Source organism: Streptosporangium becharense (genome assembly GCF_014204985.1).
GTDB classification, from domain to species: Bacteria; Actinomycetota; Actinomycetes; order Streptosporangiales; family Streptosporangiaceae; genus Streptosporangium; species Streptosporangium becharense.
Genome location: NZ_JACHMP010000001.1, coordinates 116,875 through 140,814 on the forward strand (window position 1 = coordinate 116,875; position 23,940 = coordinate 140,814).

Genomic DNA, 23,940 nt, shown 5'->3' on the forward strand with positions numbered 1-23,940 from the left:
CGGGTTAGGCACCCGGCTCTGCCCCTGCGGCATCGCCACGGCTACGCCGTAGTCCTTCACCGTGGCCTCCGGGCCCAGGCTCTTAAGACCCGACCCGAAGTTCCCCGCTCCGTGATGAGGGAGTGGGTACGCACCGCCATCCAGCCCATATCCACCGGGTTGGAGCTGGCAGACACGTCAAGAGGCGTAACGACACCGGTTCCTCGCGTATACCTTCCCGTCTCGCTCACCGCGCCCGGCCCATCCGGTAGTGCTGGGCCGACGCGACTTTGTCGAGGCTGCTCCCACCCTCCCCGGCGGCTCCCGGCTCAGGCTGCCTCCAGCTTCACCTCGCCGCTACGACGGGGATGAGATGGACGGTCTTTCACCTCCATTCGGAACAGCAGCGCCTCGTGGCGCACTAACAACTCCTAACAGAATGATCAGCGGGTGAGGCGTCGCCAGCAGATGATCGATGCGGCCGGCGTCATGAAGGCCTCGTGCATGTCGTCGCGGATCTCCCAGCGGATGCGCAGGCGGCGGAACCAGTGCAGCAGCGCGATCGTCTGCTCGATCACCCAGCGATGCACGCCGAGCCCGGAACCGTGCGGGGTTCCCCGGCGGGCGATGACGGGCTTCACACCCTTGGCCCAGACCAAGCGGCGGTACTTGTCGTGGTCGTAACCGCGGTCGGCGTACAGCGTCTTCGGTCGTTGCCGGGGCCGCCCGCGTCGGCCCCGGACCGGTGGGATGCCCTTGAGCAGCGGCATGAGCTGGGTGACGTCATTGCGGTTGCCGCCGGTCAGGCCGATCGCGAGGGGGATGCCGTTGCCGTCGGCGATCACATGGTGTTTGGAGCCCGTCTTTCCCCGGTCGACCGGGCTCGGCCCCGTTTTGGGCCGCCCTTGAGCGCCCGGACGTGAGAGCTGTCGATCACCGCCTTGGACCAGTCGAGCTTGTCGGCGGCGTGCAGTTCGGCCAGGAGGAGCTGGTGCAGTCGTTCCCACACGCCGGCGTGATGCCAGTCGCGCAGGCGCCGCCGGCAGGTCATTCCCGAGCCGAAGCCCAGTTCCTGGGGCAGGAACTCCCACGGGATCGCGGTGTAGAGCACGAACAGGATGCCGCACAGGGCCTTGCGGTCGTCCAGCCGCTTACGACCGGGGTAGCGCTGCCGTCGCTCCGTCTTCGGCAGCAGCGGCTCGATCCGTTCCCACAAGCCGTCCGAGACGATCCACGGAGGCTGCTCACCCTTCCTCACGCGCAGATCAACGACCGTCCAGACGGACGGATACGGCCAAGGTCATTTTGTTAGGAGTTGTAAGACTTGTGCAACCAGGTACACGCGATTGAGTCCGCCCAGGTCAGTGGCGTTCTACTGATCGGTGGGGAGGCGTCCGACGGCGTCTTCGAGGTCGGCGTGGGCGGGCAGGGTGCAGCGGCGGGTGGTGTCCAGGCGGGCGTGACCGAGAAGTTCGGCGACGACGACGATGTCGACGCCCGCGCGCAGCAGGTTGGTGGCGAGGGTGTGCCGCAGGATGTAGGCGAACAGGGCAACAGCGCCTGCTTCGTCGAGGATGTCGGCGTCGGTGGCGAGTTCGTCGATGAGCTGATCGACGGCCCTGGTGGTGAGACGCCCACCGCGGCGGTTGAGGAGCAGCGCGGGGTTGTCGGCCGCGCCGGGCCAGGATGCGCGCTCGGTGCGCCACTCGGCGACCGAGGCCCGGGCGGTGCCGTCCAACAGCGGGATCTCGCGTGAGGTCTCGCCTTTGCCGGAGCGGACGATGACCTTGCCCTTGCGCGCGGAAAGGGGGACATCGTCGTCGTCCAGGGCGACAAGTTCGGCGATCCGGACGTCGGAGTAGAACAGCAGCCGGCCGATGGCGCGGTCGCGGGCGAGGGGGCGTCGTTCGACGGCGCGCAGATACCGCTTCTGCTGGCGGGCACCCAGGGCGCGGGGCGCGAGCTTGGGGGCATCGTCGCGGCGGACGATCGCGGGGCCGAGCCCGAGCTGGGCGAAGAAGTGGTCCAGGGCGGTGAGGTGGGCGTTCACGGTGTTCGATGCCCAGTGCAGGACGGTCTTCATGTGGGTCTTGTAATCGCGGACGGCGAAGTCACGGTCGTGAGCGTCGGTGAGCGGGTCGCCGTCCAGGCTGCTGCCATCCAGCCAGGCGAGGAAGGTCCGCACGCGGGAGTCGTAGGCGCGGCGGGTGTCGCTGTCCAGCGGGGCCCGTTCGAGGGCCGCGGCGTAGGCGGCGTGGACGGTGGCGTACGTCTGCGGTACCGCTTGGTACTGCCCCCCCCACATGCCCCTCGCAATATCAGAAGTGTTTTCCCGGAGCTAAAGGTAGCCCCGGACCGCGATATCAGAAGTAGCAAGATCGACCTCGAACCCGAGTGGAGGGGGTCCCGGACTGGCGGCAAATCCAACGGATGTGGGCCTGACCTGTATTGATAGAGCTTGGCCCGTCGTTTCGCGGTCATGTTTCCCAAAGAGTCTCCGCAGGTCAGCGGCAACATCGTTGGATTCACCGCGATTACTACGGGGACTTCTATCACCGTCGGCCCGGCACTCGGTGCTCGGCCAGTGGACCACCCGTGATACCTATGGCCACCATGTCTAGATCTACCGTTATGCCCCATGTCGGAGAGGCCGCACTGCACAGGTTGCGGATACGGCTGCAGGAGCTGTATCGGCACGCGGCATGCGTTGCCGAACTCACCGGTCACGGCGACGAGGAGATTCATGCGGTGGCGTTCCATCCCGATGGTCACCTGCTGGCCAGCGCGGGCGGGGACGGGACGGTGCGGTTGTGGGAGACCGCCACCGGACAGCCCGCCGGTGACCTCCTCACCGGCCACGACGGTTTCGTTTACGACGTGGCGTTCCATCCCGATGGTCACCTGCTGGCCAGTGCTGGGGAGGACGGGACGGTGCGGTTGTGGGAGACCGCCACCGGACAGCCCGCCGGTGACCTCCTCACCGGCCACGACGGTTCTGTCTACGACGTGGCGTTCCATCCCGATGGTCACCTGCTGGCCAGTGCTGGGGAGGACGGGACGGTGCGGTTGTGGGAGAGCGCCACTGGGCAACCCGCCGGTGACCTCCTCACCGGCCACGACGGCGACCGCGTCCGTGCGATGGCGTTCCACCCCGGCGGGCGTCTCCTCGCCCTTGTCCACGACCAGAGCGTGCAGTTGCGGGACCTGGCGACCAGGCAGTCCGTTCTCACCATCTCCGCCAACAACGTCCGCGAGATCGTCTTTCACCCCGACGGCCACCTGCTGGCCGTCAGTCTCTTCTACAGGAAGCCGACTCAGCTGTTGTACAGCACCACCGGACAACCCGCCGGCGACCTCTTCAACGACCTTCCCCACACGATGAGGGCCTTCTCCCCCGACGGGCGTCTCCTCGCCTTCGCCGACGACGAGGTCGTGCGGTTGCTGGACCTGGCGACCGGTCAGTCCGTTCTCACCGTCTTCACCGGCCACGTCGACGAGATCGCCTTCCACCCCGACGGCCACCTGCTGGCCGTCGCCATCGACTCCACTCAACGCGACGAAGCCTCGGCAGGCGGCGGCCCGGTCGTGCGGCTGTGGGACCTGAACATCGGGCACCTCGGTGCGGGGGGCACCGCCGGCTGTACCTTCGCGCTCGAGGTGTTGCGCTGCCGCGAACTACCCCCCTGGGAGCAGGTGGCGTTCGTCGTTGAGGAACTCGGCGGCGAGGTGGCGCAGATCCGGCCGTTGTGGGAGGCCGCCCATGCCGAGTGGGTCAGCGGACACCTCGGGCTCATCAACGCGGTGGCGTTCCACCCCCACGGCCACCTGCTGGCCAGCACCGGCAACGACGGGACGGTGCGGTTGTGGGAGACCACCACCGGACAACCCGTTGGTGACCCCCTTACCGGTCACGACGGCCCCGTCTACGGCGTGGCGTTCCACCCTGAGGGTCACCTGCTGGCCAGCAGCGGTAAGGACGGGACGGTGCGGTTGTGGGAGACCAGCACCGGACAACCCGTCGGCGATCCCCTCACCGGCCACGGCCAGTACGTCTGGACGGTGACCTTCAGTGCTGACGGTCACCTGCTGGCCAGCGCCGGTGACGACGGGACGGTGCGGTTGTGGGAGGCCGCCACCGGACGGTACGCCGGTGAAGCCGTCAACGCTTCCGGGGACCGCCCGCACAATGTGTATTCCATGGCGCTCCACCCCGACGGACGTCTGCTGGCCACGACCGACTACAAAGACGACCACGGTTCCCTGCTGCAGTGGTGGGACGCCACCACCGGGGAGCCCGTCGGTGAAGCCCACGAATTCAACACCAAAGGCATACCGGGGCTGGCGTTCCACCCCGACGGGCACCTGCTGGCGATCGGTGGCGGGTGGGAGGTGCAGCTGTGGGACCCGGCCACCCGGCTGCCTACCGGTGAGCCCATCGCGCACCGCGGCCGCATCCAGGCGATCGCGTTCCACCCCGGTGGGCGCCTGCTGGCCAGCGCCTGCCTGTTCGACCCGGAGAAACCGTCGCTGGTGCAGCTGTGGGACCTCACCAGCAGGGAGGCCGTCGGTGAGCTCCTCACCGGTCATCACGGCCGGGTGGTGGGGCTTGCCTTCCACCCCGACGGCCACCTGCTGGCCACCACCGACGGCCTCCTGACGGACACCGGCGAGGGGATGAGCCGGTCACGTCCCGCGCTGCTTCCCCTTTCCGAGTCCATCCGCGCCGGAAGATGACGCTCGGCCAAGACGAGCGCCGACAGCCCAGTCGCCTGTGCGCACCTGCCCGGCGAGTGACCTGCGGAGACTCTTTGGGAAACATGATCGCTGAACGACGGGACCAGCTCTATCGATGCAGGTCAGACCCACACCCGTTGGATTTTCCGCCAGTCCGGGATCCCTGGAGATCGCAGTGTCAGCGACCTCACGGCCGCTTTTTCGAAGCGCCGGACACGATGTCATCGATGTGACGACATATTCGTCGTCAACATGACGACGTGGAGGTGTCTTGTGCGTCCCGCTTATGACCTGACCTGACCCGCACGAGGTCGCGCGCTGGATCGAAGATCACGGTAGCGATGAGGGCGAGGCCCGTCATGCTCGGTTCCGTCCGCCCGGGGCCGAGCACATCTGGGCCGACTACCTGGCCTCGCTGGCCCAGTTCGTCCCTCGGCCAGGCCGAGTCGAGGAGCTGACCGCCGATGAGGCGTTGGCCGCGCTGACCCTGACCCGGGCGGTGCGGGCCTGGACCACCAGCATCGAGCCGGACCTCATCGAGGCGGCCCGAGCGGCCCGAGCGGCCGGAGCCACCTGGGACGCCCTGGCCCCGTACCTGGGAGTGGCCGACCGGCGCGCGGTCCAACGCCGCTATGCCCGCCTCGCCACCCCAACGCGCCGGACTGGGCGTCTGGTGACGACTTCACCGCCGTCGCCGAGCTGATGGCCGTGCACGGCTACGCCCGCCAGCCCGACACCGGCGACGGCGTCGTGCGGTGGGCCAGCACCCGCACCGACCTGGGGTCCCCGTAGTACTCCGCCGGCGACAACTTCGGCGAAGCCGTCTCGATCCTCGACGTCACCAGCGACGGCAAGGCCGAGGTCATCGTCGGCACCCCCGGCAAGTACGAGGGCCGCGGCATGCTCGCCATCCTGCGCGGCACCGCCACCGGCGTCTCCCCCGCCACCACCGCGCAGGTCGTCTACGGCCTCGACGTCTCCATGGGCACGCGCGGGGGGCCACTTCGGCTCCCACCTGCTGCGTTGACCGCCGGACCTTGGTTTCAGCGACGGCCGCGCCATTGGCGCGGCCGTCCCGCACTGGGCGGCATCCGGCCGGGCGTGCGGCCCTGACGGCCGGTCCCGGTCGGCGCCGCTGAGATCATCTATCCGGTGAAGGCGATGGTGACAGCGGCACGGTGGCAAAGGTCTCCCATCCGTACATCTGCCGGTCCCGCCCCAGCACGATCAACTCCGCGCTGCGTATCTGAGCTATCGCAGGAACAGGCCTCCGGGGAGGGTCGGTGCGGATCTTGGCGGTAGGGCTGAAGCGGTGATGATCTACTGGGTCAGCGGGTCGGCCACAACTTCACGCTGTTGTCGTTGCTGGCGGTGGCGAGGGTTTCGCCGTCCGGGCTGAAGGTCACCGAGGAGACATCGTTGGTGTGGCGGGTGAGCACCGAACGGCGATGGCAATCGTGGTCATAAGCCCGGCCAACGTACAGCGTGCTGGGCCGTTGGCGGGGCTTGCCCACTTTGCCGCGTACCGGTGGGATCGCCTCGATCAGTGGTATCAACTGCAGGACGTCATGGCGGTTGCCGCTGGTCAGGCGCACGGCCAGCGGGATGCCGTGGCCGTCGGTGATCATGTGGTGTTTCGAGCTCGTCTTGGCGCGGTCGACCGGGCTCGGGCCGGTTTTGGGCCGCCCTTGAGCTCCCGCACGTGGGAGCTGCCAATCATCGCCGGCGTGCAACTCGGCCAGCGGTAGCTGGTGCAGCCGGTCCCAGGCCCCGGCCTGCTGCCAGTCGCGCAACCGGCGCCGGCAGGTCATCCCCGAGCCGAAGCCGAGTTCCTGCGGCAGGAACTCTCAGGGCATCGCGGTGTAGAGCACGAACAGGATGCCGCACAGGGCCTTGCGGTCATCGAGCCGTCTACGCCCGGGATGCCGGTAGCGGCGCCGTACCTTCGGCAACAACGGTTCGATCTGCTCCCGCAGCTCATCCGAAACGATCCAGGGCAGCTGCTCACCCTTCCTCCTACCAGGAACAACAACCGATGACCTGCAAAGATGCCGTTCAGCTCATTTTGTTAGGACTTCAAGCCTCTTCCTCGACGCACCCGGGAACACGACGACCAGGTGCTGCTCCTCCCCTGCATCGTCGACCCGCACGTAGGCACGGAGCCGGTAGCGGCCCTTCCCCGCGATCGCCAGGTTCGGCATCGGGGCACCCGCGCCCACGTCTCCGCCCTCGCCCATCTCCGGCACGGTGAGCCGGCCGGTGCGGCTGACGATCGGCACCTCGTTGACCTGATCCCACCCGGCCGTCCGCTGTGGCGGCGCGGTGCGGAAGGCCTTCACCGTAAGGCACAGATCAACGACGTCCTCGACGTGCCCGATGAGCACCGCGCTGCCGGCCACCCCGATGAGGGCGTCGTCATCGTAGACCTTGTCTATCGCCTGCTCCGCCGCCTCGTCGACCGCTTCGTCCTGGGGGTCGTGGACCAGATAGCCGTGATCGCCGTCGGCGAACAGGAAGTATTTGGCCGTGGCCTGGACGACACCCTTCGCCCGGGGCCACGGGTCGCGGCACTTCGCGTTCTCCTCGGCGATGTGGGCGGTGTTCGCCGCCTTTCTCTCCGCGGTCGACCGCAGCAGTTCGGGATGGGTCGCGCCGATGATCTCCGGGCAGACGTAGACGAGGTCCCACGGGTCCGCACCCCACCCGGGCCGCGCGCTCCCGGCCCGCGCCAGAATCGCCTCCTGCTCGTCACGGTTCTTCGTACGGCACAGCGCCCGCCCGGACGCGAGGATCTCCTGGTCCGACAGGCTGTCCGGGAACATGGGCGGGACTCCGCCATCTGTGCTCCGTGCCCGGCACAGGAACGCGGCGTCGCGTTCCGCGGGTTTCAGGTCGCCGAAGCCGGGCCGGTCATAGCAGTCCATCGACCAGCCGGTGTAGGTGAGGTGCGGGGTCTCCTCCGGGTGGATCAGTGCGATGATCGGCAGTACGGCCACGGCCGCCACCGCGACGCGGATCACGCGCCGCCGCGCGGGCGGAAGGTCCGCCGGACGGCCCTCGGCGGGCAGCTCACGGGCGGTCGCCGCGATCCACACGGTGCTGACGAGCCCCACCGCGTCCATCGTGACCAGCATCGCCAGATTGCCGCCGGGGATCCTTTCGAAGAGAACGTCGAGCGGGATCACCAGCGCGTAGACGCCCACCGACAACCACCCGGCGGCCTGCGTACCGCGGCTCCACCGGCCGTCGCGCCGCTGTCCGACGACCGTGATGACGGTCGCCGCCATTCCACCCAGCATCAAGCCCAGCCCGACGATGCCGCCCGATCCAAGCTCTGGGAGGTCGAGTTCGTCGAGCAGTTCGTCGGCCATCCCGGCCAGTTCGACCGCGAACATCGCTCCGGCCGCCGCGCGCAACATGCGGGACCGCCAGCGGATGACGAGCAGGTAGAGGACGTCGATCGCGGTCCACAGCGCGAGCTGGGATGCCGCGTCGACCGCGTCGGAAAGCAGCACGACCGGGTACCACAGCACGAGGGTGTACGCCACCGCCAGATACAGCAGTCGGCGCAGCGCCTTCTCCCGGCGGTCCAGCGGTCCCGGCGCGGGGGCACGCAGGATCAGCCACAGGAACGCGGCCTTCACCAGGGCGGCCACGAGCAGCACCACAGTCGTCGGGGTGTCGAACCCATCGCGCGCGTAGAACTCCGCATAGGCCGGCGGCGACCATTCGACGGCCACCCAGAGCCAGGCGTCGTCGAGCACCAGTCCCGCAACCGCCGCCGCAAGAATCAGACCTACTAATCCAATTCTTATAATCCGCCATAAATTATCCGAAGGCACGTGACGCGATCTTAGCGCGGCACCGCCGTACGGGCGGACACAGCGGAACGAACGTCCCATCTCGCCGATCAGATTCCGAAACGGTGACCATGTCGAGCTCCACCGGCTCTGTCGTCGCCACTGTGGAGGACTACGCCGGGAACAAGGCGACAACTCTGTTGCCAAGCAACTGATCGACGCTGCGCGGAGGCGTCGCGGTCGCCGCCACCGGCGGCCACGGCGCTCCTGCGAAGGCTCAGGTGATCTGCTCGGTCACTGGGAAGTTCCTTCTTTCTGAGCCCGCCGGGGCACCGTGCGTCGTTGCGCGGTGTCCTGACGGGCTTGTTCCGGGCATGTTCTCGGCGGTTGCCTCAGGCCGAGGACGCGCAGGGCGTTCTCTTTGTAAATCAGCGGTTTGACCTCTTCCCTGACGTCGAGGGCGGCGAAGTCGGCCATCCAGCGGTCGGGGGTGAGAACGGGGTAGTCGGAGCCGAAGAGGACCTTGTGGCGAAGAGGGCCGGCGGCCTGGCGGACGAGCTGGGGCGGGAAATACCTGGGCGACCAGCCTGACAGGTCGAGGTAGACGTTGGACTTGTGACCGGCGATGGAGATCGAGGCGTCCACCCAGGGGACGGACGGATGAGCGAGGATCATCGTCAGGCCGGGGAAGTCGGCGGCGACGTCGTCGAGCAGCATCGGGTCGGAGTAGCGGAGCTTGATGCCCCGCCCTCCGGGCAGTCCCGCGCCGATCCCGCTCTGGCCGGTGTGGAAGAGCGCGACGGAGCCGAGCTCCTCCAGCGCCTGCCAGAGCGGGTAGTGGACGGGGTCGTTCGGCGTGAAGCCCTGGAGGCTGGGATGGAACTTGAAGCCGAGGACGCCGAAGTCCTGCACGAGCCGCCGGGCCTGGACGATGGCCTCCTCGCCGCGGCGCGGGTCGACCGAGCCGAAGGGGATGAGGACGTCGGCGTGCTCGGCCGCCTGCCGGGCGATCTCCTCGCTGGACAGAGCGGGGTGGCCGAGTTCGGTGGAGGCGTCGACGGTGAACACGACCGCGGCCATGTTCCGTTCCCGGTAGTAGGCGGCGACGCGGTCGATGGTCGGAGTCCGGTCCTGACCGGCCTTGAAGTACTTCGCCGAGGCCTCCATCAGCTCGGCGTCGAGCGAGAGACGACCATGGTGGTCGGCCTCGATGTGGGTGTGGACGTCAAGGGCGACGATGGCGTCCGGGTCGATGCGCGAGGTGTAGGTCATCGTTCCTTCTCGATCAGGGCAGGGCACGGTGCCTGCTCTTGGCCTCCAGCAGGCCGATGAGCAGCTCGTCGCGGTCGGCGACCATGGCGGCCTGGTCGATGCCGTCGAGTTCGGCGGTGACGCCGTCGACGAGCAGGTCGACGAGCGCGGGCGTCAGGCGGGGAGCACCGAGGTCGTCCATCCAGGCCTGGGCGGGCGGACCGAGGTGCTTCAGGGTGTGCGCCATGCCGCCCGGCCCGCCCGACAGGTGCTGGTTGACCATCGGGCCGAGCAGGGCCCAGCGCAGGCCGGGACCGTGCGCGATGGCGGCGTCGATGTCGGCGACGGTCGCGACGCCTCGCTCGACGAGCGAGTATGCCTCCCGCCACAGGGCCGCCTGAAGCCGGTTGGTCAGATGCCCCGGGACTTCCCGGCGTACCAGCACCGGCTGCTTGCCGACCCTGGAGTAGAAGGCCGTCGCCCGCTGGACGACGGTGGGATCGGTGCGTTCACCGGGGACCACCTCCACCAGCGGGATCAGGTAGGCGGGATTGAAGGGATGCCCGACCAGCACTCGTTCGGGATGCGCGGGGCACATCTCCTGCAGGCGGCTGGGCATCAGGCCCGAGGAACTGCTCGCGATCGGGACGCCCGCCGGAGCCGCCGCGTCGAGCGCGGCCAGGAGTCCCTGTTTGAGGTCCGGGTGCTCAGGACCGCTCTCCTGGACGAAGCGGGCGCCGGCTACGGCGTCCTCGGCGGTCGCGGTGAAGACGAGACGGTCGCGGGACGCACCGTCGGCGAGCCCGAGCCGGGTGAGCGCGGGCCAGGCGAGGTCGATCTGGGCACGCAGCCGTTCCTCGGCGCCCGGCGCGGGGTCGTAGGCCGTGACCGCGAGTCCGCGCGCGAGAAACAGCGCAGCCCATCCCGCGCCGATGACGCCGGTGCCGATGACGGCGACCGGCACGCCGCTCCCGCTCATCGCCCCTCCCCCGCGCGCTGACGGGCGATGGCGGCGAACGCGTCGAGCACCGTGGCGTCCATGAGGGAGCCCGCCGAGGCGACCGCGTCAGGCGCGGCGCCGAGCAGGATCTTCTTGACGGGGACTTCGAGCTTCTTCCCGGTCCGTCCGTAGGGCATCGCGGGGACGGCCATGACGGCGTCGGGCACGTGCCGGGGGGACAGTGTCTCCCGGATACGTGTGACGAGGCGGGCCCGCAGCGCGTCGTCGAGGTCGAGCCCGTCGCGGAGGGTGACGAAGAGGATCAACTCCCCCATCCCGCCATCCTTGCTCTCCAGATGGATGACGAGGCTGTCGGCGATCTCGTCGACGTCCTGGAGGGCACGGTAGAACTCGGCAGTGCCGAGTCGGACGCCGCCGCGGTTGAGCGTGGCGTCGGACCGGCCGGTGATGACGCAGGTACCCGCAGGTGAGAAGCGGCACCAGTCGCCGAAGCGGAAGACACCCGGGTACTCGCCGAAGTAGGTCTCACGCATCCGGCGGCCGTCGTCGTCGCCCCACAGGCGCACCGGCATGGACGGCATCGGCGAGGTGATGACGAGTTCCCCGACGTCGCCGACGATCACGCGACCGCGCTCGTCGAACGCCTTGGCGTCCACGCCGAGACTCGGGCCCGACATCTCCCCCTCCCACACGGGCTGGAGGGGGGATCCCTGGACGAGGCCGGTGCACACGTCGGTGCCCCCGCTGCCCACGTTGAGCAGGACACGCGGGCCGAACTGCTCAGCGACCCATTTGAAGCCCTCCGCGGGGAAGGGGCTGCCGGCGACGCCTATCTGCCGGAGGCGGGAGAGGTCGAACTCCTCGCCGGGCCGGACGCCCTCCTTGCGGCACGCCATGAGGTAACCGGGGCTCGCGCCCATGAGAGTGGCGCCGGTCTGCTCCGCGAGCCGCCACTGCGCACGCAGGTCGGGGTGGAGCGGGTTGCCGTCGATCATGACGAGTGAGGAGCGGACCAGCAGTGCGGACACGAGGCTGTTCCACATCATCCACGCCGTCGTGGTGAACCAGAGCAGCCGGTCTCCGGGGCCGAGGTCCCAGTGGAACGCGTGGTTCTTCAGATGTTCCAGGAGGATCCCGCCGTGACCGTGCACGATGGCCTTCGGCTTGCCGGTCGTGCCGGAGGAGAACAGGACGTACAGCGGGTGGTCGAACGGCACCGGCGCGAACTCCAGTGCCTCATCCGTCGGGGCGGCCAGCTCCGCCCACGGAACGGTGTCCTCCAGGTCGAGTTCGCCGTAGGGAACGTGCACGACGTGCTCCAGGGACGGGATGCCCTCCCGGATCGTCTGCACCTGCTCGCGCCGGTCGATCTGCTTTTCACCGTAGGTGTAGCCCGCGACGGCGAGCAGGACGGCCGGCTCGATCTGGCCGAAGCGGTCGACCACGGCCGGGGCCGCGAACTCGGGGGCACAACTCGCCCAGACCGCGCCGAGGCTCGCCGTGGCCAGGAAGGCGATCAGGGCCTCGGGGCAGTTGGGCAGGTAGGCGACGACACAGGTGCCGCGTCCGACGCCAAGGCGCCGCAGGCCCGCGCGGACGCGCCGGACCTGCGTGGTGAGGTCGCCGAAGGTGAGCTCGACGGGCGGGCGGGTCTGGGAGTGGCCGACGACGGCGATCCGGTCGGCGTCCTCCGGTTCGCCGAAGCAGTGCTCGGCGTAGTTGAGGGTCGCGCCGGGGAACCAGCGCGCGCCGGGCATGCGCCGGTCGGCGAGAACCGTCTCGTACGGGGTGTGGGCCTTGACGTCGAAGTACGTCCAGACGTTCTCCCAGAAGTCCTCGATGTCGGTCGTCGACCAACGCCACAGGTCGTCCCAGGTCGGCACGGCGACGTCACGTTCGCAGGCGAGCCAGCCGATGAAATCCGCCGCGCGCGCTCGCGCCGCCTGCTGCGGGTCGGTCAGGTACAGCGGCTCGGCGGGAGGAGGGGCAGTGCTCATCGGGCGGCTCCCGCGTGATCGACCTTCGCGGCACGGCCGTCGAGGAAGTCCCGCATCCGGGTCTTGGCCTCGGCGCTGCTCTGCGCCACGGCCGCCATGAGCGATTCCAGGAGCAGCCCCGTCTCGGCGTCGGCGCCGGCGATGCGCGGGAGGGCGTGCAGGACGGCGTAGTTGGTGACCGGCGAGTTCTCCGCGATGCGCGTGGCGAGGTCAAGGGCCTTGGCGAGTCCTTCGCCTTCGGCGACCTTATAGTCGACCAGGCCGCAGGACTCTCCTTCTTCCGCGGACAGAACCCTTCCGGTGAGCATCATGTCGGTCATCCGCTGGGCGCCGATGAGCCGGGAGACGCGGACCGAGGCGCCGCCGCCCACGAAGAGGCCGCGTTTGCCCTCGGGAAGCGCGAAGAACGCCGTGTCCTCGGCGACGCGCAGGTGCGCGGCGGTCGCCAGTTCCAGGCCGCCGCCGACGACGGCGCCCCTCAGGATCGCGATCACGGGCAGGGAGCCGTGCGTGATCTCACCGAACGCCTCGTGCCACATACGCGAGTGGTGCAGGCCGCCGACGGCGTCGCGCTCGGTGAGTTCGCCGAGGTCGAGGCCGGCGGAGAAGTGGGCCCCCTCGGCGGCGAGCACCGCGGCCTTCGCCCAGGCGGGCGGTGCGGAGAAGAAGGCGCCGAGCGCGACGATCGTGGTGTCGTCCAGAGCGTTGCGCTTCTCCGGCCGGTTCAGCGACAGGACCGCGATGTCACCGCGGCGGTCCAGGCTCAGCGACGGGGGGAGGTCTGGATTGGGGTGGCTCACGCTCTCTCCCATATCAGGAAACTTGATGTCGCAGCCTGCTGCATCATCAGGTTTCCTGTCAATAGACGGCCCGGGTCAGCATCAGGTTTCCTGTCAATCAGGGGACTGCGATACTGACGTTCGTGGCCAACGACCTGTCCCGACCGACCCCGTCGCTCCTGTACGCCGTCAAACGGCTCGAACTGGCGATCAGGACCCACCTGGACGAGATGCTGCGCGGCTCGGGCGTGACGACGCTGCAGTACACGGCGCTGACGGTCCTGGAACGCCGAGACGGCACCACCGCCGCCCAGCTCGCACGCGACTCCTTCGTCACGCCGCAGGCCATGGCCGACATGGTCCGCGCTCTCGACCAGCGTCACCTCATCCGCCGCTCACCCAACCCCGACAACAAGCGGGAACTGCTGCTCTACCTCACCGAGGAGGGCTACGCCCTGCTCGACGCCTACGCCTCGGCCGCGGCCGGTCTCGAAGACCACATGGTCTCCGCCTTCTCCCCCGAACAGGTCGACGCCTTCCGCACCGCCCTCACCTCAGCCTGGATCACGCTCAGTCCCGAGCGGACCAGGGCTTTGACTGACAGCGCGTGTTGAGAGACGGCGTCCTCCGAAGCTCCTTCGCAGGACACCGTCATGCCCCGCTCCGGGCGCGTCGCCGACCGACGGAGCACGAGCGCGTGCCCGGCTCGTAGGCTTCGGCCACCGCGAGGCCGGGACGGAAACAGCGGGCCCCGTAGTAGCCCGCGGTCCTGGGGATGTGCGTCTTCGCGCAGGGCCGCCGCGCCATCGGGCGAAGCCGGCGAGACCGGCGGGCAACATTCGCAGGCCGATCTCGAAAGGGCGACGGGACCGGTCACCCACCCGGTCCCGGGTCGCCCGGATCGCGGCACCGAGAGCCGTGTCCCTGGCGCCCGGGTCGCCCCATCGGCCTCGACCGACCCGAAGTCGCCGAAGTCGGCCGACACCGCGGAAGGCTTGCCGACGCCTCGCCGCGCGGAGGACGTGACGACAGACATCCTCTCGCGGTTCCGTCCTGGGAACAGCGGCCACGACATTCAGCCGGCAGAGGATTCGCACAGGTTACAGCGGATTCGTGATCGTAATTATCAGGAACCTTGACATTGGAGACGGGCTCGGCAATCGTGTTCACCACTCGGCCACCACCGCGCCATCCGATCAACTGATGTCAGCAAGTTCGACGGGATCGTCGGGAACTGCGAGAGACGGTGATCGCGGGGCGACGAACGGCCGTCTGTGCCGCCACGGCCACATCATGATCGACAGCGCGAGCGGCAAGCGCGGGGCTCACCCCGCTCCGCCCCGCACAGCCGTAGGAGGAACCCATGGCGTCCAGGAGACGTGAACGTGAAGGTCCCACGACCATGACCTCCCTGGAGGCGAAGCGCGGCCAGGCGAAGGAGCCGTGGCATGGCCTCTGCTGACCTCGCCCTCGCCGGCGAGGACGTCTCGTCCGACGAGTCCGGAGCGGCGTCCGCCGGGCGAGGCGCTCTGCGGACACTGCTCTCCCGCCTCACGCAGATGATCGTCGTCGTCCTCGTGCTCGTGATCGGGACCGCCATGATCGTCCGCCTGATGCCCGGCGACCCCGCCCAGGCCATCCTCGGCCTGAACGCGACCCCGGACGCCCTCCGCGAGCTGCGCGCGGAACTCGGGCTCGACCGGTCCCTCCTCAAGCAGGCGAGCGACCAGCTGTGGGGGATCCTCCACCTCGATCTGGGCGTTTCCATCTCCCGGGACCGCCCGGTGGTCGACATCCTGCTCGAGGCCTTTCCGGTGACCGTTGTTCTGATGGTCGGCGGGATCGCCGTCGCGCTCGCGGTGTCGATCCCCCTCGGCCTGCTGCCCGCTCTGCGCCGCGCGCCGCGGCTCAATGACGCGATCGGCGTGATCATGGTCGTGCTCCTGGCGATCCCGTCCTTCGTCATCGGCATCTACGCGCTGCTGATCGTCGCGGTGAACTGGCGTCTGGCCCCCGCGGGCGGATGGGGGGACGGCTGGCCCGGCAACTTCCGCTACGCCTGGCTCCCGAGCGTGGTCCTGGCCTTCATGCTCATTCCCCTGCTCACCCGCGCGGTGCAGCGCTCGACGATCGACGTCCTGGACGAGGAGTTCATCGAGGCGGCCCGTGCCCGCGGCCTGCGCCGTAACGCCATCGTCGTCCGGCACGTCCTGCCCAACATCCTGCTCCCGCTGATCACCCTCGTCGGTTACAGCGCCTCGGTGCTCCTCGGTGGGGCCGTCATCGTCGAGTCGGTGTTCGGGGTGTCGGGCTTCGGCGAAGTGATCATGGAGGCCGTCAGCACCCGGGACTACCCGGTGATCGTCGGCGTCACGCTCTTCAGCGGGATCTTCGTCGTCGTCGTCAACCTGCTCACCGACCTCCTCTACACCGTCGTCGACCCCCGGACCAGGACCGCATGATGGCCGCCGTCGCCTCTCCCCCGAAGTCTCCGACGCGTCCCCGCCGGGTCCTGCGCCTGCGCCTGCGCGCCGGAAAGGCGCGCACCTCCTCCGTCGCCGGCGTCGGGTTGCTGGTCGCCATGATCGTGATGAGCTTCCTCGCCCCGATGATCGCGGGGCACGGCTCCGACGAGATCACCGGGGACGTTCTCGCGCCGCCCACGGCGGATCACCCGTTCGGCACCGACGCCCTCGGCCGTGACATCTTCGTGCGCACCTTCACCGCCGTCCAGGTCGACTACCTGATCGCGATCGTCGGCGTGCTGTTCTCCCTGCTCGTCGGCTCCGTCCTCGGCATCCTCGTCGGCATGGCTCGGCGTCCCCTGTGGGGAACGCTGCTCATGCGCCTCAGCGACGCCCTGATCGCCGTACCCTTCGCCCTGGTCATCCTGCTGATCGTCGTCAGCGTCGGGCCCGACCGCGAGCTGCTCGGCCTGCCGCGCGGCGTCGCCCCGGTCCTGATCGCGATCTTCGTCGTGGGATGGGCCATCTACATGCGCCTCGCCCGGGCCGAGACGCTCAGCCTGCGCCGGCGCGACTACATAGTCGCAGCCCGCCTGATGGGCTACAGCCGCAGCCGGATAGTGCTCCGCCATGTCCTGCCGACGGTCCTGCGGACCAACGGCGCCTACGCGGTCTCCGACGCGATCCTCATCATCGGCTTCGTCGCCAGTCTGCCGTTCCTCGGTGCCGGAGTCGCACCCCCGACACCCGAGTGGGGATCGATGATCTACGACGGCCGCGGCACCCTGTCCGCCGCCTGGTGGGTCGTCGTCTTCCCGGGAGCCGCCCTGATCGTCACCGCCGTCGCCGTCGCCCTGCTGGCCGACGGGCTGATGCGCGAGGAATCCCGCACCTCGGGAGGCAGCCGATGAGCACCGCGCACGAAACCGCCGCCGGACTCCCGGAGTCCTCGGTCCCGCTGCTCGTGGCCTCCGGCCTGCGCTTCCGCGTGGGTGACGCCGTGGCCATCGGCCCCATCGACCTCGCGGTCTCCGCGGGGCAGTCCCTGGGGATCGTCGGCGAGACCGGATCGGGCAAGAGCCTGCTGTGCCGCACGCTGGTGGGCATGCTCGACGGCGTGGGCGGTGCGATCGACTCGGGCTCCCTGGTCATCGGCGGCACCGAACTGGCCGGAGCCTCTTCTCGCGCATGGGTGGACCTGCGCCGCAGCGTCATCGGATTCGTGCCGCAGGCCTCTCTCTCGGGGTTGAACCCGGTGCGCCGGGTGTCCGCCCATCTCGACGAGACCCTGCGCGTCCAAGGCGTCGATGACCGCGCGGCCCGGCGCGCACGGTCCCTGGAACTGCTGCGCGAGGTGCGGATGCGCGATCCCGAACGGGTCTTGCGCAGCTACGGGCACGAGCTCTCCGGGGGAATGCGCCAGCGAGTGATGCTCGCCCTCGCCCTCGCCGGCGACCCGCGGATCCTCGTCGCCGACGAACCCACGACGGCCCTCGACGCGACGGTCCAGCGGGAGGTGCTGAACCTCGTCAAGGACGTCCAGCGCGAACGGAACATGGCCGTCGTCACCGTCTCGCACGACATGCGGGTCGTCCGCCGCACCTGCGACTTCGTGGCCGTCATGTACGCGGGCCGCGTCATCGAGGCGGGACCGGCCGACCAGGTACTGAGCCGGCCGAGCCACCCCTACACGCGCGCGCTCCTGGCCGCGGATCCGGCGCTCGTGCCCCGCGGTGCGCCGCTCAGCGCGATCCCCGGGTCACCCCGGCAGCCCCACGCGTGGCGCGACGGCACCTGCTCCTTCATGGAGCGCTGCGCCTTCTCGACCGACATCTGCGGGCAGGCGGAACCGGACCTCGAGCAGCGGCTCGGGGACCAGTCCGTCGCCTGCCACCACGCCCAGGAGGTGGCGCGGGCATGACCGACACGAAGCACACCATGCCCGGTGAACGCACTGCGCCGCCCGCGGTCCAGCTCCAGGACGTGGCCCTTCGCTACCGCAAGGGAGCCGCCCCGGCCGTCTCCGGGGTCTCGCTGAGCGTGCCGGAAGGCGGCTCCCTCGGCATCGTCGGGGAGAGCGGATCGGGCAAGTCGACGGTCGCGCGCCTGATCGTGCACGAGCGGGACGCGACGAGCGGGGAGGTCCGGATCTTCGGCAGGCCATGGAAGGAGATCCCGCCGCACGGCGAGGTCCGGCGCTCGGTGCAGATGATCTTTCAGGACCCCTACGGCGCGCTGAACCCGCGGCTGACCCCGCTGGCCGCGGTGACCGAGACGGTGTCGGTGGCCCGCGGGCTACGGCGCAAGGAGGCGCGCGACGTCGCCGCCGACCTCCTCCAGGACGTCGGCATCGGCCTCGCCCTCGCCGAACGCTCCCCCGGCAGGCTCAGCGGCGGGCAGCGCCAGCGCGTGGTCATCGCCCGCGCTCTCGCCTGCGAACCACGCGTCCTGGTCGCCGACGAGCCCACCTCGGCCCTGGACGTCTCGGTCCAGGCGCAGATCCTGAACCTGCTGCTCCGGCTGCGCGAGGAGCGCGGTCTCACCCTCATCCTGATCAGCCATGACATCTCCGTCGTGCATCACATGACCGAGGACGTGACGGTGATGCGGCATGGCCGCATCGTCGAGCAGGGCACCACCGCGCAGGTCTTCGACGCTCCCGCGCACGACTACACGCGCGAGCTCGTCGCCGCCTTCCACGCCGAGTGAGCCGGTGGAAGAGTTCCTCCGGGCGGGGCGAGCACTCCTGGGTGGCCGCTCCCACGGCGCGGGTGGAACTCGTGCCGGCAGCCGAAGAACTGCTGCGACGTACCTCGGACTTCACGCTTCCGGGCGAGGTGGAGATGTTCCACCGGCACCATGCCGCACCGGGCATGGTGCGGCATGGTGCCGGTGGAACCGCGTCAGCGCGGCGTGAGGCGCAGCGGCAGCCGGTCGACGCCCATCCGCGGCCAGTCCGGGCGTTCGACCTGCCCGGCGACCTTGAAGGACGACGTCCGGGCCAGAAGTTCCTCCAGGACGACCCGCATCTGGAGCCGGGCCAGGGGAGCTCCGATGCACAGGTGGATGCCCTTGCCGAAGGCCGCATGCCGGTTCGGCCTGCGGTCCGGCCGGAACTCGGCCGCATCGGCGAGGGCGTCCGGATCGAGGTTGGCGGCTCCGAAGACCGGCCAGACGCCTTCGCCCGCACGGATCCGGCGTCCGCCGAGGACCACCTCCCGCGTCGCGACGCGCCGCATCGCCTGCTGCGGCGCGTCGAGGCGGAGCACCTCCTCCACCGCCGCCGGGATGAGCGACGGATCCGCGCGCAGCCGCTCCTGCAGCTCCGGGTCGCGGGCGAGCCGCAGGACGGCGCTGCCGATCCCGCCCGTGGTCGTGTTGTGGCCCGCGGAGATCAGCAGCATCACGATGCCGACGACCGCCTCCTCGGGCAGGGGCACACCGTCGGTCTCCGCCTGCAACAGCCCGCTGATCACGTCGTCGCCCGGAGCGGTCCGGCGCCTGGCGATGATCTCCGCCATGTAGGGCTCTAGTTCGGCGCCGACCGCCGACCGGGCGGCGGAGCCCGGCGCCTCCTGCCCGCCGGCCCTGTCCACCTTCTGCGACCAGGCGTTGATCAGCTCCCAGTCCTCGTCGGGCAGGTCCATGAGCATGCACAGCACCCGCGTGGGGAACGGATGGCTGAACCGGGCGGCGAAGTCCGCCCGGCCCTCGGCGGCCAGCCCGGCCAGCATCTCCCCCGCGACCGCGCGGACACGGGGCTCCAGAGCGTCCAGGCGCTCCTTGCCGAAATAGGGGTTGAGCCAGCGCCGGTACCGGGTGTGCTCGGGCGGGTCGCTCTCCAGCGGCGGCCGCCGGACACCGAAGAGGGGCAGGACATTGCTGAACGTCCTGGTGTCGAGCGCGACCTCGTTCACCAGGTCCCGGCTGAGCACCACCCAGGCGTTCCCGAAGACGTCGCTGCGGGCCACCGGGCAGCGGGACCGCGCGTCGGCGTAGGCCCCCGTGGCGCCCGGAACCCGATCCTCGCGGACGGGACCCCACTCTTCGCGGGGGCTCCAGTCGGTCATCTCTCACTTTCCTCCTCTCGCCGCCGCGCGGCGTCCGGCCGATGAGAGCTCACGCCACGCCGAAGACCGACGCGGGCAGGTCGCGCCAGGCGCGGAACTCTCTGCCTCTCGGGTCGTACACGACGCGGCAGGTCGCGCCGAGCTCCATGACGGCCCGGCTCTCCGGATCGAACTCGGGCCACTCGGGCAGGAGGGGGTGGCCGGGACGGCCCGTGCGGGCGAAGCGGATCCAGGCGCCGTGGATGGCGTCGGCGAGCCATTGGGGCGGTCGCGGACCGTGGAACTCGGGCGACTGGAGCCGGTCGAAGACGAAGGCGTTCTCCAGCGCGTGACAGGCGCCGAGCCTGCCGTCGAGGACCGGGCTGCGCCAGGTGAACAGGTACATGAACGTGCGGCCGCCATGGCGCGCGTGCTCCTCGGCCGCGCGTGTCGCGGGCACCAGATAGCTCAGGTCGTTGACGATGGCCTCGGAGATCTCCCACTCCTTCTCCGCCCGGCCCGCCTTCCGGTAGACCTCCCGGAGCCTTCGCACCTGCTCCGGGTCGTCGATGTCGACGCCCTCGTCGATCCCCGTGGGTTCCTCGGCCAGCCACCGGAGCTTGTTCTCGTCGGCCGTGGTGCCGATGAGCAGGTCGATCTGCGACAGGGAGCCCGCGGCGAACGGCTCGTAGCCGCCTGTCGGCAGCGTCTCGGGGTCGCGGTGCATGTTCCAGGCGAGGTGCGGGCCGCCGGGCACCCCGTCGAGCAGGCATGCCCGGTCCTCGGACGCCTGCAGAAGGGTTTCGGTGGAAACGGCCTCCAGCGCCGCCCGGTCTCCGGCGCGCACGCCGAGCCGGCGCAGGAGGTTGCCGGCGATGGCCGCCGACTGTTCGGGTTCCTGGATACAGAAGTTCATGCCGGACTGTGGAACGGCCCGGTGGAACAGGCCGCGGGCCTGGGGCGAGGTCAGGAGCGCGGTGACCATGCCGGCGCCCGCCGACTCGCCCGCGATCGTCACCGAGTCCGGGTCTCCGCCGAAGGCCGCGATGTTGTCCCTGATCCAGCGCAGGGCGAGCACCGCGTCGCTGAGGGCCGGGTTGGCGGTGAGAAGCCCGTCGTCGGGGAAGTGAGCGCGCAGGTCGAGGAAGCCGAAGGCGCCGAGCCGGTAGTTGAACCCGACGAAGACCACGCCGTCGCGGGCGAACCGGGCACCGTCGTAGATGCGCCAGGCGCTGGAACCCGAGGTATAGGACCCGCCGTGGATCCAGACGAAGACCGGCCGTTTTCCTTCGAGGCCGGGGGTGTGCACGGTCAGGTGCAGCGCGCCGGCCTCGTCCGAGGGCAGTTCGACGGCCCCGAGGCGGCGATCGATCTCCTCGAAGCGCTGCGGCGCGACAGGTCCCGGCCCGGTCCCGTCGAGAACCCCCGCCCAGGGCGGGGCGGGCTGGGCCGCGGCGAAGCGGAGCCGTCCCACGGGCGGCGCCGCGTACGGGATGTTACGGAAGGTCAGGTGGGTCGGGTTCCGCACCCCGCGCACGGCACCCGCTTCGGTCTTGACGATGGGATCCATCACGCCTTCCCTCCCTCGGCGAGCCCCATGGCCGCCAGGACGGCACGCAGCGTCGGGCCGTCCTCCTGGGCGAGCGAGCGCAGGGTCTCCCAGTGCCCGCGCGGGCTCAGCGCGACCTCGACGATGTCGTCGGCGCCTCGCCCCCGGCGTTCCCTCAGTTCTCTGAGCGCGCCGAGCAGACCACGCCCGATGAGCGCGCAGTCGCCGAACCGCGACGGGTCCTCCTCCTCGACGCCGTCGTACTCCTCCTCGCCGAACACCACGACGCTGCCGGGTGCGCGACGCAGATCCCACACGCGCGGCGGGTCGTCGACGCGTTCGCCCGCGATGATCGCGTTCGCGAGCCACAGCCCGTAGCGGCCGCCGACCGGGACCATCGTCCGGACGACATCGCGCGGCACCCCGTGCGCCTCCTGCCAGTCGTCCGCGCAGGCGGCGGCGACCGTGACCATGGCGCCCGAGGAGTGCCCGGCGACCGTGATCCGCTCGGGGTCTCCGCCGAAGGCGGCGATGTTGTGGTAGACCCATGCGATGGCGGCCCGGGCGTCGACGGCCGCGTCCACCCCGGCCTCGGCCACGGCCAGGCGGGACGCGGCGACGGCCTGCGCCGCCTCGCCGGTGACCTGGTGGACGTAGGCGCCGAGGTCGGCTTCGGCCTTGCGGCGCTGCTCGGCGACCTCGTCGGAGATCAGCCGGTAGCCGGCGCTCACGAAGATCGCACCCCGGTCCACGTACGGGCGGGCGAGGAAGCCGTAGCGCCGGGGGTGTCCCTCCTCCAGGGCGCCTCCGTGGAAGAAGACGATCACAGGGGCCGGCTCCGGCCGCTCGGCGGGCAGGAAGACGTCCACGATGTGGCGGGGGTCGGGCCCGTACCTGAGGTCGAGCACATGCGGTCGCTCGGCGCGGAGCTGCGCGCTCATCCGGCCGTAGTCGGCGTACTCGGAGGGCCAGATGCCCACCGACGCGCGCCGGTCGCGGTCCTGCGCGGGCGGAGCGAGCGTCCCGGCGAGCCGGACGAGCTCCTCGACTGACGTGGGCACTCAGGTCCTCCCTCTCCAACGGTCTGGGTGGTCCGACGCTAGGATTCCCGCCGCCACCATGTCAAGATGCTTGATATTCAGACGGGTGCGCGCATCGTCGCGGCCCCCTCCACGGAGAGCAAGCAGAGCCATGGGCAGTGACATCCTCGTCCTGGGCGCGGTGGGCGACCTGATCCTCGACGCCCCCGGTCCCGACGCGTACTTCGAGCCGAGCCTTGAGGTGCTGCGGTCCTTCGACGTCCTCATCGGCCACGTCGAGACCCCGTACACGCTGCGCGGGCACGAGGAGAGCACCGACGTCGCCGCCCCCGCCTGTCCCCCGGACCGGCTCGACGCCCTGGGCCGAGCCGGATTCACCATCGGCACCCTGGCGGGCAACCACATCGCCGACCGGGGTGCGCCGGGCGTCGCCGACACCCTCGCGGCCCTGCACCGCCTCGGCATCGCCACCGCCGGAGCCGGACCTGACCTGGCCGCGGCGCGGCGGCCCGCCGTCGTCGAACGCGGCGGCCTGCGGGTGGGCGTCCTCAGCTACAACTGCGTCGGCCCGGACGGGGCCAAGGCCACCTCGGGAAAGGCCGGGGCCGCCTACGTGGACGTGCACACCGTGTACGGCAAGCCCTTCGGCGGGCCCGGCGGCATGCCCATGGAGATCAGCACCTTCCTCGACCGCCGTTCGCTGGCCGCGTTCCAGGACGATGTCCAGGCTCTTCGCGGCGACGTGGACGTCCTGATCGTCGCGCTGCACAAGGGCGTCCTGCACGTTCCCGTGGAGATCGCCCAGTACGAGGTGGACCTGGCCAGGGCCGCGGTGGACGCCGGGGCCGACGCCGTCCTCGGACACCACGCCCACATCCTCAAGGGCGTGCAGATCCACGCGGGCAAGCCGGTCTTCCACGGGCTCGGCAACTTCGTGACCGTCACGTCCGCGCTCAGCCCGTCCCCGGACAACTCGCCGGAACGGCGCGCCTGGGCGGCCCGCCGCCGCAGGCTCGCCGGGTTCGACCCGGACCCGGCGATGCCCCGGTACCCCTTCCACCCCGAAAGCCGCAACACCGGAATCGCGATCCTGCGGGTCGGCTCCCACGGCGTCACCGCGGGGTTCCTGCCCTGCTGGATCGACGACGACGCGCGGCCCGTCCCGGTCACCGGCGACCGGGGAGAGGCCGTCGTGCGCTACCTGGAACGCATCTCGCGCGAGGCGGGCTTCGCCGTCCGCATGGACTGGGACGGCCGGACCGCCGCCGTCCACCCGATCACGGCCTGACGACGGCGCGCGCTCGGACCGCTCTCATCCCCTCGAAGAAGGAACCCC

At 70.2% G+C, this 23,940-nt stretch carries 20 protein-coding genes; 8 read left to right on the forward strand and 12 right to left on the reverse strand.

What is annotated here, in order from left to right:
• Positions 1–422: 422 nt before the first annotated feature.
• Positions 423–1,210 (reverse strand): IS5 family transposase gene (locus F4562_RS00575; protein ID WP_311734220.1). Its coding sequence is split into 2 segments (ribosomal slippage): positions 423–877 and positions 877–1,210, totalling 789 coding nucleotides; the frame shifts between segments, so codons are not numbered across the junction.
• A gap of 141 nt (positions 1,211–1,351) precedes the next feature.
• Complete coding sequence (locus F4562_RS00580) at positions 1,352–2,284, reverse strand: tyrosine-type recombinase/integrase (protein WP_184546049.1); 933 nt, start codon at positions 2,282–2,284, stop codon at positions 1,352–1,354.
• Positions 2,285–2,610: 326 nt separating this feature from the next.
• Between F4562_RS00580 and F4562_RS00585 the strand changes: the two genes are divergently transcribed.
• Entirely contained in the window at positions 2,611–4,713 is a 2,103-nt protein-coding gene (locus F4562_RS00585) for a WD40 repeat domain-containing protein (RefSeq protein WP_184546051.1), read from the forward strand.
• Positions 4,714–5,429: 716 nt separating this feature from the next.
• On the opposite strand, the gene F4562_RS00590 is transcribed toward F4562_RS00585, so the two are convergent.
• Positions 5,430–5,579, reverse strand: a complete 150-nt coding sequence (locus F4562_RS00590; RefSeq protein ID WP_184546053.1) for a hypothetical protein — start codon at positions 5,577–5,579, stop codon at positions 5,430–5,432.
• Here F4562_RS00590 and F4562_RS36585 point away from each other — a divergent pair.
• On the forward strand, positions 5,542–5,826 hold the full coding sequence (locus tag F4562_RS36585; protein WP_184546395.1) for a hypothetical protein: 285 nt from the start codon (positions 5,542–5,544) through the stop codon (positions 5,824–5,826). The genes F4562_RS00590 and F4562_RS36585 overlap by 38 nt on opposite strands.
• A gap of 215 nt (positions 5,827–6,041) precedes the next feature.
• Here F4562_RS36585 and F4562_RS00600 read toward each other — a convergent pair whose 3' ends face one another.
• The 6 genes from F4562_RS00600 to F4562_RS00625 all read right to left on the reverse strand — a co-directional run bounded on the left by F4562_RS00600 (position 6,042) and on the right by F4562_RS00625 (position 13,522).
• Entirely contained in the window at positions 6,042–6,506 is a 465-nt protein-coding gene (locus F4562_RS00600; RefSeq protein WP_184546055.1) for a transposase, read from the reverse strand.
• 267 nt (positions 6,507–6,773) lie between these two features.
• A complete protein-coding gene (locus F4562_RS00605) occupies positions 6,774–8,477 on the reverse strand; it encodes a DMT family transporter (protein WP_184546057.1) in 1,704 nt (567 codons plus the stop codon).
• Between the two features lie 330 nt (positions 8,478–8,807).
• On the reverse strand, positions 8,808–9,785 hold the full coding sequence (locus tag F4562_RS00610) for an amidohydrolase family protein (protein ID WP_184546059.1): 978 nt from the start codon (positions 9,783–9,785) through the stop codon (positions 8,808–8,810).
• Between the two features lie 13 nt (positions 9,786–9,798).
• Positions 9,799–10,743, reverse strand: a complete 945-nt coding sequence (locus F4562_RS00615; protein WP_184546061.1) for a 3-hydroxyacyl-CoA dehydrogenase NAD-binding domain-containing protein — start codon at positions 10,741–10,743, stop codon at positions 9,799–9,801.
• Positions 10,740–12,722, reverse strand: a complete 1,983-nt coding sequence (locus tag F4562_RS00620; protein WP_184546063.1) for an acetoacetate--CoA ligase — start codon at positions 12,720–12,722, stop codon at positions 10,740–10,742. The genes F4562_RS00615 and F4562_RS00620 overlap by 4 nt, the downstream gene beginning before the upstream one ends.
• Positions 12,719–13,522, reverse strand: a complete 804-nt coding sequence (locus F4562_RS00625) for a crotonase/enoyl-CoA hydratase family protein (protein ID WP_221207675.1) — start codon at positions 13,520–13,522, stop codon at positions 12,719–12,721. The genes F4562_RS00620 and F4562_RS00625 overlap by 4 nt, the downstream gene beginning before the upstream one ends.
• A gap of 122 nt (positions 13,523–13,644) precedes the next feature.
• On the opposite strand from F4562_RS00625, the gene F4562_RS00630 reads away from it, so the two are divergent.
• From F4562_RS00630 to F4562_RS00650, 5 genes are all read left to right on the forward strand, one after another.
• The gene (locus F4562_RS00630) at positions 13,645–14,115 is read left to right on the forward strand and encodes a MarR family winged helix-turn-helix transcriptional regulator (RefSeq protein ID WP_311734206.1); all 471 of its coding nucleotides are present in this window, start codon (positions 13,645–13,647) and stop codon (positions 14,113–14,115) included.
• Positions 14,116–14,949: 834 nt separating this feature from the next.
• A complete protein-coding gene (locus F4562_RS00635) occupies positions 14,950–15,963 on the forward strand; it encodes an ABC transporter permease (protein WP_184546066.1) in 1,014 nt (337 codons plus the stop codon).
• Positions 15,960–16,877, forward strand: a complete 918-nt coding sequence (locus tag F4562_RS00640; RefSeq protein ID WP_184854753.1) for an ABC transporter permease — start codon at positions 15,960–15,962, stop codon at positions 16,875–16,877. The genes F4562_RS00635 and F4562_RS00640 overlap by 4 nt, the downstream gene beginning before the upstream one ends.
• Positions 16,874–17,887 carry an ABC transporter ATP-binding protein gene (locus F4562_RS00645; RefSeq protein ID WP_184546070.1) on the forward strand — a complete coding sequence of 338 codons (1,014 nt, stop codon included), beginning with the start codon at positions 16,874–16,876 and terminating at the stop codon, positions 17,885–17,887. Before F4562_RS00640 ends, F4562_RS00645 begins: the two co-directional genes overlap by 4 nt.
• Positions 17,884–18,675 (forward strand): ABC transporter ATP-binding protein, encoded by a 792-nt coding sequence (locus tag F4562_RS00650; protein WP_221207676.1) that lies wholly within the window; start codon positions 17,884–17,886, stop codon positions 18,673–18,675. The genes F4562_RS00645 and F4562_RS00650 overlap by 4 nt, the downstream gene beginning before the upstream one ends.
• Positions 18,676–18,869: 194 nt before the next feature.
• On the opposite strand, the gene F4562_RS00655 is transcribed toward F4562_RS00650, so the two are convergent.
• From F4562_RS00655 to F4562_RS00665, 3 genes are read right to left on the reverse strand one after another with little or no spacing between them, the layout of a single operon-like run.
• Entirely contained in the window at positions 18,870–20,036 is a 1,167-nt protein-coding gene (locus F4562_RS00655; protein WP_184546072.1) for a cytochrome P450, read from the reverse strand.
• Positions 20,037–20,085: 49 nt separating this feature from the next.
• Entirely contained in the window at positions 20,086–21,585 is a 1,500-nt protein-coding gene (locus tag F4562_RS00660; RefSeq protein WP_246473648.1) for a carboxylesterase/lipase family protein, read from the reverse strand.
• Complete coding sequence (locus tag F4562_RS00665) at positions 21,585–22,625, reverse strand: carboxylesterase family protein (protein ID WP_184546076.1); 1,041 nt, start codon at positions 22,623–22,625, stop codon at positions 21,585–21,587. Before F4562_RS00665 ends, F4562_RS00660 begins: the two co-directional genes overlap by 1 nt.
• Positions 22,626–22,755: 130 nt before the next feature.
• Between F4562_RS00665 and F4562_RS00670 the strand changes: the two genes are divergently transcribed.
• On the forward strand, positions 22,756–23,892 hold the full coding sequence (locus F4562_RS00670; protein WP_184546078.1) for a CapA family protein: 1,137 nt from the start codon (positions 22,756–22,758) through the stop codon (positions 23,890–23,892).
• The last annotated feature ends 48 nt before the right edge of the window (positions 23,893–23,940 follow it).

Coding starts and splice junctions, on each gene's coding strand:
- F4562_RS00635 (WP_184546066.1), top strand. CDS start 14,950: ATGGCCTCTGCTGACCTCGCCCTCGCCGGCGAGGACGTCTCGTCCGAC.
- F4562_RS00655 (WP_184546072.1), bottom strand. CDS start 20,036: ATGACCGACTGGAGCCCCCGCGAAGAGTGGGGTCCCGTCCGCGAGGAT.
- F4562_RS00640 (WP_184854753.1), top strand. CDS start 15,960: ATGATGGCCGCCGTCGCCTCTCCCCCGAAGTCTCCGACGCGTCCCCGC.
- F4562_RS00590 (WP_184546053.1), bottom strand. CDS start 5,579: ATGACCTCGGCCTTGCCGTCGCTGGTGACGTCGAGGATCGAGACGGCT.
- F4562_RS00650 (WP_221207676.1), top strand. CDS start 17,884: ATGACCGACACGAAGCACACCATGCCCGGTGAACGCACTGCGCCGCCC.
- F4562_RS00585 (WP_184546051.1), top strand. CDS start 2,611: ATGCCCCATGTCGGAGAGGCCGCACTGCACAGGTTGCGGATACGGCTG.
- F4562_RS00660 (WP_246473648.1), bottom strand. CDS start 21,585: ATGGATCCCATCGTCAAGACCGAAGCGGGTGCCGTGCGCGGGGTGCGG.
- F4562_RS00615 (WP_184546061.1), bottom strand. CDS start 10,743: ATGAGCGGGAGCGGCGTGCCGGTCGCCGTCATCGGCACCGGCGTCATC.
- F4562_RS00580 (WP_184546049.1), bottom strand. CDS start 2,284: ATGTGGGGGGGGCAGTACCAAGCGGTACCGCAGACGTACGCCACCGTC.
- F4562_RS00645 (WP_184546070.1), top strand. CDS start 16,874: ATGAGCACCGCGCACGAAACCGCCGCCGGACTCCCGGAGTCCTCGGTC.
- F4562_RS00670 (WP_184546078.1), top strand. CDS start 22,756: ATGGGCAGTGACATCCTCGTCCTGGGCGCGGTGGGCGACCTGATCCTC.
- F4562_RS00620 (WP_184546063.1), bottom strand. CDS start 12,722: ATGAGCACTGCCCCTCCTCCCGCCGAGCCGCTGTACCTGACCGACCCG.
- F4562_RS00610 (WP_184546059.1), bottom strand. CDS start 9,785: ATGACCTACACCTCGCGCATCGACCCGGACGCCATCGTCGCCCTTGAC.